Annotated in this window: 11 protein-coding genes; 5 read left to right on the top strand and 6 right to left on the bottom strand. The window is 61.9% G+C overall.

Annotation, left to right across the window (positions count from 1 at the left end):
- The first annotated feature begins 26 nt into the window (after positions 1 to 26).
- Positions 27 to 827, top strand: a complete 801-nt coding sequence (locus AAGS40_RS16320; protein ID WP_345815819.1) for a glucose 1-dehydrogenase — start codon at positions 27 to 29, stop codon at positions 825 to 827.
- A gap of 3 nt (positions 828 to 830) precedes the next feature.
- Here the strand turns inward: AAGS40_RS16320 and AAGS40_RS16315 are convergent, their stop codons facing one another.
- From AAGS40_RS16315 to AAGS40_RS16295, 5 genes are all read right to left on the bottom strand, one after another.
- Entirely contained in the window at positions 831 to 2,228 is a 1,398-nt protein-coding gene (locus AAGS40_RS16315; RefSeq protein ID WP_345815818.1) for a four-carbon acid sugar kinase family protein, read from the bottom strand.
- A 20-nt stretch (positions 2,229 to 2,248) separates the two neighbouring features.
- Positions 2,249 to 3,547 (bottom strand): ribulose-bisphosphate carboxylase large subunit family protein, encoded by a 1,299-nt coding sequence (locus tag AAGS40_RS16310; RefSeq protein WP_345815817.1) that lies wholly within the window; start codon positions 3,545 to 3,547, stop codon positions 2,249 to 2,251.
- Positions 3,544 to 4,083 (bottom strand): VOC family protein, encoded by a 540-nt coding sequence (locus tag AAGS40_RS16305; protein ID WP_345815816.1) that lies wholly within the window; start codon positions 4,081 to 4,083, stop codon positions 3,544 to 3,546. Before AAGS40_RS16305 ends, AAGS40_RS16310 begins: the two co-directional genes overlap by 4 nt.
- Before the next feature lie 104 nt (positions 4,084 to 4,187).
- Positions 4,188 to 6,074, bottom strand: coding sequence for a TRAP transporter large permease subunit (locus AAGS40_RS16300; RefSeq protein WP_345816585.1), 1,887 nt, complete (start codon positions 6,072 to 6,074; stop codon positions 4,188 to 4,190).
- A 111-nt stretch (positions 6,075 to 6,185) separates the two neighbouring features.
- Positions 6,186 to 7,211, bottom strand: a complete 1,026-nt coding sequence (locus AAGS40_RS16295; protein WP_345815815.1) for a TRAP transporter substrate-binding protein — start codon at positions 7,209 to 7,211, stop codon at positions 6,186 to 6,188.
- Positions 7,212 to 7,406: 195 nt separating this feature from the next.
- Between AAGS40_RS16295 and AAGS40_RS16290 the strand changes: the two genes are divergently transcribed.
- From AAGS40_RS16290 to AAGS40_RS16275, 4 genes are all read left to right on the top strand, one after another.
- Positions 7,407 to 8,462 carry a LacI family DNA-binding transcriptional regulator gene (locus AAGS40_RS16290; RefSeq protein ID WP_345815814.1) on the top strand — a complete coding sequence of 352 codons (1,056 nt, stop codon included), beginning with the start codon at positions 7,407 to 7,409 and terminating at the stop codon, positions 8,460 to 8,462.
- A 454-nt stretch (positions 8,463 to 8,916) separates the two neighbouring features.
- Positions 8,917 to 9,300 carry a hypothetical protein gene (locus tag AAGS40_RS16285; protein WP_345815812.1) on the top strand — a complete coding sequence of 128 codons (384 nt, stop codon included), beginning with the start codon at positions 8,917 to 8,919 and terminating at the stop codon, positions 9,298 to 9,300.
- 594 nt (positions 9,301 to 9,894) lie between these two features.
- Positions 9,895 to 10,512 carry a flavin reductase family protein gene (locus AAGS40_RS16280; RefSeq protein ID WP_345815811.1) on the top strand — a complete coding sequence of 206 codons (618 nt, stop codon included), beginning with the start codon at positions 9,895 to 9,897 and terminating at the stop codon, positions 10,510 to 10,512.
- Positions 10,513 to 10,752: 240 nt separating this feature from the next.
- On the top strand, positions 10,753 to 11,226 hold the full coding sequence (locus AAGS40_RS16275; RefSeq protein ID WP_345815809.1) for an Lrp/AsnC family transcriptional regulator: 474 nt from the start codon (positions 10,753 to 10,755) through the stop codon (positions 11,224 to 11,226).
- Between the two features lie 40 nt (positions 11,227 to 11,266).
- Here AAGS40_RS16275 and AAGS40_RS16270 read toward each other — a convergent pair whose 3' ends face one another.
- Positions 11,267 to 12,514 carry a YbfB/YjiJ family MFS transporter gene (locus AAGS40_RS16270; RefSeq protein WP_345815808.1) on the bottom strand — a complete coding sequence of 416 codons (1,248 nt, stop codon included), beginning with the start codon at positions 12,512 to 12,514 and terminating at the stop codon, positions 11,267 to 11,269.
- Between the last annotated feature and the right edge of the window lie 70 nt (positions 12,515 to 12,584).

The raw sequence follows: 12,584 nt of genomic DNA, 5'->3' as shown, positions 1-12,584 counted from the left end.
TCACGTCGTCACGCCGGGAGCATGCGATGGAAAAGTTACTCGCGAACCAGGTGGCGCTGATTACGGGCGCCAGTTCGGGCATTGGTTATGGTGTTGCCCAGGCACTGGCCGCCGCCGGTGCAGCCGTGGTGCTCAATTATCATTCGCACGCCGAAGCAGCAGAAAAGCTCGCAGAGGAAATCAGGCACGCAGGCGGTGCCGCACTTGCCGTTCAGGCGAACGTGTCCGATCCGAGTCAGATCGAGCAGATGTTCGATGCCTGCCGCGCGGAATTCGGAACCGTCGATATCGTCGTCGCTAATTCAGGCATGCAGAAAGACAGCGCTATTGCCGACATGACGCTCGATGACTGGCAAGCCGTCATTGCCACTAATCTGACGGGACAATTTCTCACTGCGCAAGCGGCCGTCAAGGAATTCCGCCGACGTGGATCGCGCCCAGTGTCAAAAGCACTCGGCAAGATCATCTGCATGAGCTCGGTGCACGAGATCATTCCGTGGGCGGGTCATGTCAACTATGCGGCATCCAAGGGTGGCATTCAAATGTTCATGAAGTCGCTCGCACAGGAAGTCGCGCCCGAGCGTATTCGTGTCAATTCAATCGCGCCGGGTGCGATTCGCACGCCAATCAACAAATCGGCGTGGGACTCCGACGCCGCGCTGAAAAAACTGCTCGAATTGATTCCCTACGGCCGTGTCGGCAACGTGGAAGATATCGGCAACGCGGCGGTCTGGCTCGCGTCGGATCAAAGCGACTATGTGGTGGGCACGACACTGTTCGTCGACGGCGGCATGACGCTGTATCCAGGCTTTGCGGATAACGGATAGCGGCTAGCCGCTCGCGCCTGCACTGTCGCGGGGATAGCCGTCGAGCAGTTGCTCGAACAGTTCGGCGTCGCCCATCTGACCACCCTTGAGCATGATCTCCATGCCGTCGAGATCAGCGCGATCCGCATGAAGACGGCATACCGTCACGCCTGCGGAGAGCGGCGCCAGATAGGACAAGCCCCAGGCATCGAGCCCGCGCACGGCAAAGCTCGACGTGTCGCCACCTGCAATGCCGATACGTTCGAGTTTTACCGCCGCGAGAACACGCTGCAACAAGGTTGCGCACACCTTCGCGAGGCGCGCCAACGCGCCGCTATTCCAGTTGCCCTCCTGTGCCTGCGCTGTACGGCGCGTGGTGAACGCGAGCACGTGGCGGCCGTCGCGCAACGCGTCGGCAATAGCGGCGACGAGCGAATCAAGATACCCGCAAGCGCCCTCGCCGGTCATTTCTAGCGGATCGAGTTCGACCCGCAGGTACGATTGCGCCGCGCCAATCTGCACCGCCGTGAGCGGTGAAAGACTTCCCGCCAGCACGAACACGGGACCACGAGCGCGTGCCAGCGGCGCGAACCGTTTGGCTGGCATGCGAGGCGATCCGCTCTCGTCATCCGACGCTAACGCATAGGCCTGTGCGACGCTGCTCGCGCCCACCGCCAGCAGCGGTGCGGACATCGCAGCGCGCCGCCGCAACTCGCGCCCAATCGACTTCAGATGCTGATCGTCGAGAACATCGAACAGCACGGCGTCGGCGCCACGATCGAGCCGGCGCTGAATTTCGGCGTGCAAAGCATCGTCGCCGTCGGCATAGCAACGCCAGTCGATCGATTGCACGTTTTCCACGCCTTGCTGCCGGAAATGCACACGCAGATCCGCCTCGTTCATCGGCGTGACGGGATGCCGGCTCATCGTAGGATGACGGTCGATCCGGTAAATGGCTTGCTGTTCGTCGTCCGCGCCCGCAGCTGCAAAGAGTTCCCCGAACACGCAATAGCGGCGCAGATTCGGCTGACCACCGACCACGGCCACGAGCGGACTCGCGCAGTACTGCCGCAACGTGCGGATCGCCACGCCAACGCTCCCTGTGTCAGGCGCGCTGTCGAACGTCGAGCACACCTTGTAATGCATGATGCGAACGCCCAACGCCGCCAACGCAGCGCCGGCAAGCGTCAGCTCACGTTGCTGCTCTTCCGCCCGCATCGAGCGTGCGGCACCCGCCACGCCCACCGCATCAAGCCGGCCGAGCGTGGAGAGACGCGCAGCATCCGGTGGCGCGAAGAACAGCATCGAGCGCAGTCCGGCGCGCGCGAGATGCGCGAGAGTGTCGGTGGCGCCCGTGAAGTCGTCGCCGTAAAAGCCGTAGGCGGGCCGGTCGTGGCGGGCGTCGCGGGTCGTCTCGCTCATGGGCGGCTCCTGTGTCGCGCTCAAGCGCGACCGCCGAAAAACTGGAGCGCGCGCCGCAATTCCGGATGATGTTCTGCGTACACTGGCAACGGCGTGCGCTCCTGCACCGCCGCCCATGCCTGCTGCACGCTCGTCACGCCCGCGGCGGGACCATCGGGATGCGCGAGAATCCCTCCGCCGGACATGAACAGCAGATCCGTGGATTGCACGGCGTCGAATGTCGGCTGCACCGTGCCTGCCCATTGGCCGGACGAGAACGCCGGCAATACAGTGTCGTTGCAAGCTGGTGCGAGAGGCGTTGCGCAATCGCGTGCAGACTCGATCACTTCGGCATCGCTTTGCGCGAACTTGCCGGCGAGGCCATGCACATGCATATGATCGACGCCAGCCAGACGCCACAACGTTTGATAAGCCTGAAACGCTATGCCGAGCGCCGGATCTCGCGACATCATGCCAAAGCCGTTACGGTGCGCGTGCAACACCAGCGGCGTGGAGCGGCGCAACGACTGGATCGCCGAAAAGCCGCACCAGTTGATGCTCGCCATCACACACGTTCCGCCTTCGCGCTCGACGAGTTCCGCGTGCCGGCGCATGGCATCCAGATCATCGGTGATATTGAACGCGATCATGACCGGGCGCCCGGTGCGCTCCCGATAGCCGCGCACTTCATGCATCACTGCCCGGATACGCTCGGCAAGCGGCGCATGGACGGGATTGGCGCTTACTTCGTCATCCTTGATAAAGTCGACGCCGGCCTCGCACAGGTCGCGCACGAGCGCCGCCGTTTCTGCCGCGCTCAGCCCGACATTCGGCTTGATGATGGTGCCGATCATCGGTCTGCCCGGCACTTGCGTGAGCCTTCGCGTGCCTGTCACGCCATGCGGCGGCAATGCGAAGCGCGCACGGTACGACGCGGGAAAACGCAGCGACAGCAAGCGCATGCCGGTGACTTCGCCCAGATCGTAGAGATTGCCCGCCACGGTGGCGGCAAGCGTCGGCAGATTGGCGTCGATGTTGGCAATCGGAAACGACAAAGTGATACGCGCGCGCCGCCAGGGCCCTCGGGTTCCCTGGCGCGCAAGCCAGGCGTTCGGCAAGCTCGGCTGCAGCGCGGGTTCGAGTTCGTCGATGCGCAGCACCGTTGCGCGACTGCGCGCACGGAGCGCGTCGGTTTCGTTGGCCACGCGCACGAAGGTTCCGCTCGACTGCTCGCCGGCCATCACGTCGGCGACTTTTGCCGGGTCGAGCGGCGTTTCGATCAGATAGTCGGCTTCGAGTGTGTCGTCGCGCGGAACATGAGACTGCACCATGGCGCTCATAGCGTGCTCAGATCAGGAAAGCGGCGCACCGGCTCGCGGCCGTCCCAATCGCGCGAGGCCGCATAGATCATGTTGAAGAGTTTGCCTTTCGGCCCGGCAACCTCCGACAATTCGATCACGGTGCCCGGATGATTCTCCGTGTCGAAATAGACGAAGCGGCCATTGCGGCCCACTTCGCCGCTCATCGCGACCTTGAAGCCCTGTTCTTCGAGGCGCGCGAGGTCTTCATCGAACGATGTGGTCCAGTAGGCGTTGTGCTGCAAACCGGTATTGCCCGCAGCGAGGAAATCGCGGTACATCGAAGGTGCATTGTTACGCGTCTGGATCAGTTCCACCTGCAGCGGGCCGGAATTCGCGAGTGCCACCGAGTTATGCACGTCGTACGATTGCCCGCGATATGTGTAGTGTTCAATCGGCACGCGTTCATTGTAGAACCACGGGCCAACGCCGAGAACGCGGCTCCAGTAGTCCATCGCAGCCTCGATATCGCGCACCACGTAACCCGCCTGGCGGATCTCGCCAAAGAAACGACTCATGAAACTCTCCCGATGCTGCCAGTTTTTAAGCACGAGCGACGCCCCGGCGCGACGACACGCAGCGCCCGATTGCCGAACCTGAAAAGAGAAACCTCAAAGACGCTTTAAAGGAAGCCGATAGAAATCCAGGGAATCGCCGCCACCAGAATCAGGCCCACGATCAGCGCGCCCATGTACCCGATAATCGGCCGGATGCCCGCGTCGGGATTCACCTTGCTGATCGCGCACGCCGAGTAGTAGCCCACGCCGAACGGTGGCGAAAAGAGCCCCACGCCCATCGAAAGAATGACGACGATCGCATAGTGCACTTCGTTGACGCCGGCGAGTCGCGCGATCGGAAACAGCAAAGGGCCGAACAGCACGATTGCCGGTATGCCTTCCAGTACGCTGCCGAGCATCACGAACACCACGATGGACACCGCAAGGAATCCGTACGCGCCGCCCGGCATCGAGCCCATCAACTCTGCGAGGTCCTGTGAGAAACCGGACTGTGTGAGCGCCCACGCCATTGCCGTTGCGCAACCGATAATGAACAGAATTGCGCCGGAGAGCGTGGCGGCGTCCACCAGCATGCGGCCAAGGCGCCGCCATGCGAAGCGCCGGTAGACAAAGAGGCCAATCAGCATCGAATAGGCGATGCCGATGGTCGACACTTCCGTTGCGGTCGCCACGCCCTCCACCACTGCCATGCGAATCACGAACGGCAGCGCCAATGCCGGGAGCGACACGAGAAAGAGTCGCGCGATCTGCGCCTTGCTCAAACGTTGTGCGCCGGTCAGGTCTTCTTTGCGGTAGCGCCACCACACCACGACACACAGAATGAGCGCGAGCACGGCACCTGGCAGCATCCCCGCAGTAAATAACGCGGAGATCGAAAGACCGGTGACCGAGCCAATCGTAATCAGCACGATGCTCGGCGGAATGGTTTCGCTTTGCGCGCCGGTCGTTGCAAGCAGCGCGACCAGATCGCCCTCGGACGCGCCGCGCTTTTTCATCTCGGGGAACAGCACTGGAGCGATAGCCGCCATGTCCGCTACTTTTGAGCCGGAAATGCCGGACACGAGATACATTGCGCCGATCAACACGAACGAAAGTCCGCCATGCACGTGTCCGACGAGGCTCGCCAGAAACTCGATCATCGCGCGCGCCATGCCGGTCATTTCAATCAGCAAGCCAAGAAAAACGAATAGCGGGACAGCGAGTAGCACGAGATGCGACATCCCTTCGTCCATTCGACCGACCACCACTTCGAGCGGCGTGAAGGTCGATAGGCCGAGATATCCGAACGTCGCCAGCGCGAATGAAAAACCGATCGGCACACCCGAGAAAATGCCAATTGCCACCACGCCGACAAAGAAAATCACGAGATTGGCTTTACCGAGCGTCTGGAACCAGGGCCCCGCGAACATGGCCACCGCGCCGAGCAGCGCGGCGATCAACAGGACGATCAGCACGTCGCGCACGCGGCTCACCTGGGCGAGCCGGATCACGCCGACCAGCAGCATCAGACCCGCGCCAATCGGCAGTGCAAGCGCGCGCCAGGCATTGCTGATCTGCAACGCGGGCGTCACGATCGCGGCTTCCCCCGACGCGTATTCGTAAGCCGGTGCAACGAGTAGCGCGAGCAATGCAATCGACGCTGCGATCGCGAGCGTATCGACGAACGCTCGCCGCTCCGGCGACAGGCGGCTGACGAGCGCCGTCATCCGCATATGTTCGCCGCGCCTGAGCGCGAGCACAGCGCCGAGCATCGCGAGCCACAGGAACAGAATGCCGGCGAGCTCGTCCGACCACACGAGCGGCTGATGCAGTGCGTAACGAAACACGACGCCCGCCAGCATGACGACGATCTCAACCGCGAGCAGCGCCGCCGCGCACACTTCGACGAGCGCAATCAGGCCGCGGTCGAATATCCTGAGCCAGCGGCGCGGCGCGCTTCCCGCGTGCAGCGGCACCGCGGCGTCGGCTGGATGCAATGCGTGATTCGCCATACCGATGTCTCCTCGCGGCGCGTGACCGCGGTTCGTCTGCTGCCTGACGCTCATGATTGCCTCATGGCGCACTCATGACGCGCGCGCGAAACACTCGCGCTCACCACGCATTCAGGCGAGTTTGCCGACGGACTGCTCGAGCAGATCCCACGCCTGATTGCCGAACCTGCTCTTCCACCCGGCGTAGAAACCCGCCTGCCGCAGCGCCGCGCGAAACGAATCCGGAGCGGGACGATTGATCGCCAGACCCTTGCTCTGCAAATCGGCCACCGCTGCTTCATTGAGCTTGCGAACGTCCTCACGCTGCTTCAGCGCGCCCCGATTAAACGCGTCGCTGGCAATGCCCTGCAGATCCTTCGGCAGACGCTGCCACGCACGCGGATTCAACACGAACCAGTAACCGTCCCACATGTGGTTGGTCAATGAGCAGTACTTCTGAACTTCGTAGAGTTTCGCCACTTGCACGATCGGCAGAGGGTTCTCCTGCGCGTCGACAATATGCGTTTGCAGCGACGAATAGACTTCGCTGAATTGCAGGCTCGTGGGCGACGCGCCGAGTCCCTTGAACATGTCGATACTGAGCGGGCTCACCGGCACGCGAATCTTCAGTCCGCGCATGTTTTGCGCGCTCGCTATTGCGCCGTTGCTCGTAGTGGTCTGACGAAAGCCGTTGTCCCACATTTTTTCGAACGACTCGAGGCCGGCCTTCTGCATCGCCGCACGCACATAGGCGCCGAGTTGGCCGTCCATCGCGCTCCACACCTGACTGTAGTCGCTGAACGCGAAGCCCACCGCGTTGATTGCGACCGATGGCGCAAGCGTCGAGACCACCAACGCCGACGGCGTGAACATTTCAATGCCGCCGCTGCGAACCTGCGCGAGCATATCGGTGTCGCCGCCCAACTGGTTGTTGGGGAAAATCCGGATCTCCATGCGCCCCTTGGACGCCTCTTTGATCTGATTCGCCGCTTCCTGCGAGCGCACGTTCAACGGATGGGTCAGCGGCAGATTATTGCCGTACTTGAACACGAATTCCGGGCCGGACGCGGCGCGCACGATGGCGGGAAAGCCTAGCGTACTCGCCACCGGGAGGGCGGCCGCCGCGCGCAGCAGCGTGCGCCTCGCGAGGTTGGTCATCTGAGTGTCTCCTTGCTTATAATTGATGTGACTGTCGATCCATCAAAATCCATCAAGTATCGCCAGCAGCGCCGTGATTTCCAGTTCCCGGTGTTGAAGCATTGCCTGATAGCTGCAAGACTAGGCGTGCGCGGCAAGTGCTGTCAAACCGCGAACCTGATGTGATTTGATGGATTTCACTCTGCAAAGGACACCATGTCCGACTCTGCCCACCTCACCGCGGCGGTACGAGCGCGCATTCCCGATATCGCACGCGCGGCCGGTGTCTCCACCGCGACGGTAGATCGCGTGCTGAATGCGCGAGAAGGCGTGCGTGCCGTCACCGCGCAGCGCGTGCTGCAGGCCGCCGCGGAACTCGGCTATCTGCTCACGCCGCAAACGCCCGTGATGTCCGCGGCCAGGCCCATGCGCATTGCGTTCCTGCTACCCGCCGGCACTAATCGCTACCTGCGCATGCTCGGCGACTACATCGACTTCGCACATGATCAGTGGACCGCATTGGGTATGAAGTGCCGGGTCCACTATGTCGAGAGTTTCAACCCGAACGAACTGGCCGACCGTCTGCTGCAATACGGACAGCGCGCGGACGGCGTGGTGTTCATGGCGCTCGAACATCCCGTGGTGCGTGATGCAGTGAATACGCTTGCGGACCAGGGCGTGCCGGCGATTACGTTGATTTCGGATCTGTCGAATGCGCGCAGGCTTGCTTATGTAGGCATCGACAATCGTTCGGCGGGGCGCACCGCGGGTCTGCTTTTAGGGCGCTTCATGGGACCGCGCCCGGCCGGCAAGATTGCGATGCTCGCGGGTAGTCTGAACTATCGCGGGCACGAAGAACGCGAGATCGGCTTTCTCCATCTGATCGAATCGACGTTTCCACAAGTGCGCGTGATCGGCTTGCGCGAAGGACACGATGACAGTGAGCGCAACTATCGGCAAACGCGCAAGCTGCTTGAACAGCACCCGGATCTCGCTGGGATTTACAACAGCGGCGGCGGATCGGACGGCGTAGCACGCGCCATCGTCGAAGCCCGTTCAGAGCAGAAGATTCTGTTCGTCGGCCACGGGTTGACGCCGGACACCCGAGCGCTTTTGATAGACGGAACAATGGACGCACTGATTACGCAAACACCCCAGGCAATGGTGGGCAACTGCCTGCGCATTTTTCGCAACGTGCGCGACAAGCGTGACGCGCTCAACGACGTCAAACCGGTCCAATTCAATATCGTGCTGCGCGAGAATCTCCCATGATGACGGGACTTTGCGTTTCTTCTGCACATTCACACGCGTCGTGATGACAAGAGCAGGCACGGTGGATGCTCATTCATTTTCGTACTTAAACTTCGATATGAAAGGAGATCACATCATGCCTTATCTTCTCGGCTGGTTGCTTGGCGTTCCGCTGATTGTTCTGGTCATTCTGTATCTGATCTTTCATTGAAGCATCGGCAGTTCACCTGATTATTTCCACGCAGCGCGGCGCCGCCTCATACGGCCGCCGCGTTTCAGTCCACCCAATTCGCGGGCGGTTTGACTCTTCTAAAGTTCGCCTACATCCCGCTTCAACCTTCAGCCACGACGCCACATGTGCGGTGCGCAAAAGATCAGTTAAAAATCGCCGCCCCTGCTGCCGAAATGCCATATCCTGTGTAGATGCCGTATCTGCATGCGTGTGCACCACGGTGCGCAACGCCAGGAGGGACCGATGGCAAACAGCGAGCACACACTGTCTCACCAGGATATCGTGAGGGCAGTCATCATTCACGAAAATATTCGCGAAGGTTTCTGGAAACTCAACGTGAATTTCAACGTGGCAGCGAGCCACGGCATGCAGGGCCCCGATCCCTATCTGGCGGTGTCGATCAAAGGCATCGGCATCATGGAGGCTTCCGCCGATGACCCGCTAGCCGTAGACGCTGCTCAGGTCTGTCCGCCGGAACCGCCGCGCCGCGAGCACACCATCGGCGTCGCGACCGCAAGCGACGGCGCCGGCAACATTGGCATGCAGTTTTGTCGTGACGTCTATCGTAATGTGCAGATTCTCAGCGCAGTGCGAGAGCACGCGAAAGTCAATCCGATGTCGTCGTGAAAGATGCTTGCGTTGTTTCTCGACGCACTGCCGCCATCATTACAGTCCTCGCTATGAGCGTTGCGGGAACATGCGTTCACGCCCGGCGCTTGCGTTTTCCAGCATGGGTAGCGCTGGAACCCGCTCGCGTGCCACCTTGATTTAAAAGTGACGAGATACCCGACCGCGGCTTGTGGCCGCATAAGATCGAAGGTCTTGAACCCGCGATCCGAACGGTTGGCCCGGGCTTGAATGCACGTTAAAAATATACCGCCGCGCACGCTGGACAGGCTTCCTGATACATACGCCAAGACAGGGAACTGCGAAATTTTGTCTTATTTATAAACCGATTTGAAAAACGTCGTTCCGACTACGTCCGCAACGACCGAATCGCCGACTTCACACGCTCCGTGCGAATTGGCGGCTCCAGGCGCTGCCCACCGCCGCCACACTACGCCCCCACCCATCATTCAGCGCAACCTGAAACGATCCCGCACGCGCAGTTCCAGAATGACTCGGACCGACATGCCGACCGCTGCAAACGTTCGCCGAATGTGAGCGGGCGCAAGGCCGGCTTGTTGCCCCGTCATCGACGAAACTCAGCAAGGACATCGCATGGCTAACCATACGTTCCACACCATCGAGCCAAAGATTCTTTACTTCGGCACGCCCGTCGCGCTCGTCAGTTCGCTCAACGAAGATGGCACGACCAACCTCGCGCCCATGTCGTCGTTCTGGGCGCTTGGCTGGACGCTAATGCTGGGTTTGCTCGACGAGACGAAGACCGCTGAAAACCTCGAGCGTCACGCGGAGTGCGTGGTCAATGTGCCGTCGCCGGACATGTGGGAACAGGTCGAAAAGCTCGCGCCATTGACCGGCAAGAATCCGGTGCCGGACATCAAGGCGAAGCAGTTCCACTTCGAGAAATGCAAGTTCGAAGCGGCGGGCTTCACTCAACTCGAGAGCGAGCAGGTGAAGCCGCTTCGCGCGGCAGAATGTCCGGTTCATCTGGAAGCACGCGTGCGCCATATTCACAGGATAGGCGGCGACAAACTTCAGCAACTAGGCGGCGGCGTGGCGGCCGAAGTCGAAATCCTGCGCGTGCACGCGAGTGAAGCGTTCGTCACGAACGGCAATCATATCGATGCCGAGAAGTGGTCACCGCTCGTCTATAACTTTCGGCACTACTTCCGGCTCGCCGAGCGGGAATTGGGCAAGACGTTTCGCGCTTAACGTGCGAGTGGCAAGCAGCCTGTCGCGGCCTTGCCCAGACATTCGATGCCAGCGCAACGATCGGGCACGCATGAGACGTCACGCGACGCCAAACCATGCGCTCGTGCGCGCCTCGCTCGCCCGCTAGCAGGATGATCCGAAGCAGCGTTAATCCGCTCTCGCGGAGATCCAAAAAAGAATAGAGAATGCGGGATACCGTTCCGAACCGACAGCGAACGGCGTCATAACCTTCCCTGCGCCATGAATCTGACAGAATCCCAGCTGGACAAACACGACGTCGCAATCATTCGGGCGCTGCAAAAAAATGCCCGCATCAAGAATGCGGACCTGGCCAATCTCGTGGGCATGTCCACGACGGCGTGCTGGAACCGCACGCGGCAACTGGAAGAATCCGGCCTGATACGCGGCTACGTCGCGCTGGTCGATCAGGTCAGGCTGGGCCTGTCGGACACGGTGCTGATCGAGGTGACGCTGGATAGACACGAGGACGAGACACTGGTCCGGTTCGGCGAGGAACTCGCCGCGCTTCCCGAAGTCATCGACGCCTACCTGATTTCAGGCGAATACGATTATCTGATCAAGGTCGCGGTTCAAGGCACGGCCGGCTATGAGCGCTTCCTGCGCGAGAAGCTGTATCGCATCGCCGGCATCCGGCACAGCCGGTCGATGTTTGCGTTGCGATGCATGAAGAGCATTCCGTCGGTGCAGGTTTGATCGGCTGTGAGCACGCTGCGGCGTCGGTGAAAACGCCCTATCAGGCCTTGGCCAAAGGCTTCTGACACGCGGCGAACACCGCGCCGGCAGCAAGGAGTAACGCGGAGTAGACAAGACCGCGCGCGAGTCCTGCGCCGTCCGACACCCAGCCGATCACCATCGGCCCGACGATCTGCCCGAATGCGAAAACGATCGTGAAGACGCTGATCCCCTTCGCCCAATGGCTCGCCGGCAGGTTGTGACGCACGAAGGCCGTAGTCGACGCGACAGCGGACAGGAAGGTTGCACCGAACAGCACGCCGGACACGAACGCCACCCACGGCTGAGTCAACAGCGCGGGCAGCAGCGTTGCGACGGCCAGCAAACCGTTGAGCACCGCGAGCGCCTGGCCGCCGCGCATCCGATCGAGCAGCGTCGACCACAAGCGCGCCGACACGACTGTGGCCACGCCGAGCAGCAGATAAAAGCCTGTCACTACCGCCGCGCTCATACCGGCGTTGCGCAGCAACGCAACGATAAACGTCATGTAGCCGATATAGCCGACACCGAACAAGCCATAGCCGATCAGCGCAACGACAAAGCGCGGCCAGCGCGGCGCGTCGACCGGGTCTTGCGCATGGGCAGCCGGCGAGGCGGTCGCCTGCACGCGTTCGATTTTTCGCGCCGCGCCGATCGCGACGGCCGCGAACGCGGCGCACGCTGCCGCGAGCGCAAACCACGCGAATTGCCAGCCGTGTGCGCCGTTCACCAGCGTCACCGGCACCAGTACCGACGACGCCACGATGCCCCATCCCGTGCCGCCGTAGTACAGCCCGAGCACGAGCCCCGCATCGCCCGGCCGCGCCGATGCGAGCCGCGCGGCCAGCACGCCGCCGCTAATGAAAATCGCGGCGCTGCTGACGCCGGTGACCACGCGCAGTACCAGGAGCGAGTTCGTGTCGGCCAGCAGGCCGCTGCCGGCCATCAGAGCCGCCGTTGCCGCGCAGCCCACGCTGAACAGCACACCCGCCGGGAAACGGCGTGCGAGTCGCGGGAAAGCCAACGCACCGAGCAGGTAACCGAGTGCATTCGCAGTGTTCATCGCGCCGGCTTGCGCAAAGCTCCAGCCCAGGTCGAGTTTCATCGCGGGCAACAGCAGCGCATAGGCGAAGCGGGCAAGGCCAAGCGCGATGGCGCTGCCGAGCGATAGCGCAATCGCCAGCGTCAGGGTCGGCAGGCGTTGGGCGGCGAGTGCGGCTGTCGCGGGGGGAGACGCAGGCGTGGCGGCATCGAGTGGTCGGGTTGGCATGAGCTAGCGGAATGAGCACAGTGTCTGTAGACAGGCTGGGGCGACGTTGCTTGCGCCCCTCTGCGCCATC

Origin of the sequence: Paraburkholderia sp. PREW-6R (assembly GCF_039621805.1) — a bacterium.
Classification (GTDB): Bacteria; Pseudomonadota; Gammaproteobacteria; order Burkholderiales; family Burkholderiaceae; genus Paraburkholderia.
Note: the sequence above shows the minus strand (reverse complement) of the source record. Positions and strands in the feature narration are given on the sequence as shown.

Bases quoted from the DNA above. Each gene is read 5' to 3' on its own strand.
- AAGS40_RS16305 (WP_345815816.1), bottom strand. From the start codon at position 4,083: ATGAGTCGTTTCTTTGGCGAGATCCGCCAGGCGGGTTACGTGGTGCGC.
- AAGS40_RS16315 (WP_345815818.1), bottom strand. From the start codon at position 2,228: ATGAGCGAGACGACCCGCGACGCCCGCCACGACCGGCCCGCCTACGGC.
- AAGS40_RS16320 (WP_345815819.1), top strand. From the start codon at position 27: ATGGAAAAGTTACTCGCGAACCAGGTGGCGCTGATTACGGGCGCCAGT.
- AAGS40_RS16300 (WP_345816585.1), bottom strand. From the start codon at position 6,074: ATGGCGAATCACGCATTGCATCCAGCCGACGCCGCGGTGCCGCTGCAC.
- AAGS40_RS16280 (WP_345815811.1), top strand. From the start codon at position 9,895: ATGGCTAACCATACGTTCCACACCATCGAGCCAAAGATTCTTTACTTC.
- AAGS40_RS16275 (WP_345815809.1), top strand. From the start codon at position 10,753: ATGAATCTGACAGAATCCCAGCTGGACAAACACGACGTCGCAATCATT.
- AAGS40_RS16290 (WP_345815814.1), top strand. From the start codon at position 7,407: ATGTCCGACTCTGCCCACCTCACCGCGGCGGTACGAGCGCGCATTCCC.
- AAGS40_RS16285 (WP_345815812.1), top strand. From the start codon at position 8,917: ATGGCAAACAGCGAGCACACACTGTCTCACCAGGATATCGTGAGGGCA.
- AAGS40_RS16270 (WP_345815808.1), bottom strand. From the start codon at position 12,514: ATGCCAACCCGACCACTCGATGCCGCCACGCCTGCGTCTCCCCCCGCG.
- AAGS40_RS16295 (WP_345815815.1), bottom strand. From the start codon at position 7,211: ATGACCAACCTCGCGAGGCGCACGCTGCTGCGCGCGGCGGCCGCCCTC.
- AAGS40_RS16310 (WP_345815817.1), bottom strand. From the start codon at position 3,547: ATGAGCGCCATGGTGCAGTCTCATGTTCCGCGCGACGACACACTCGAA.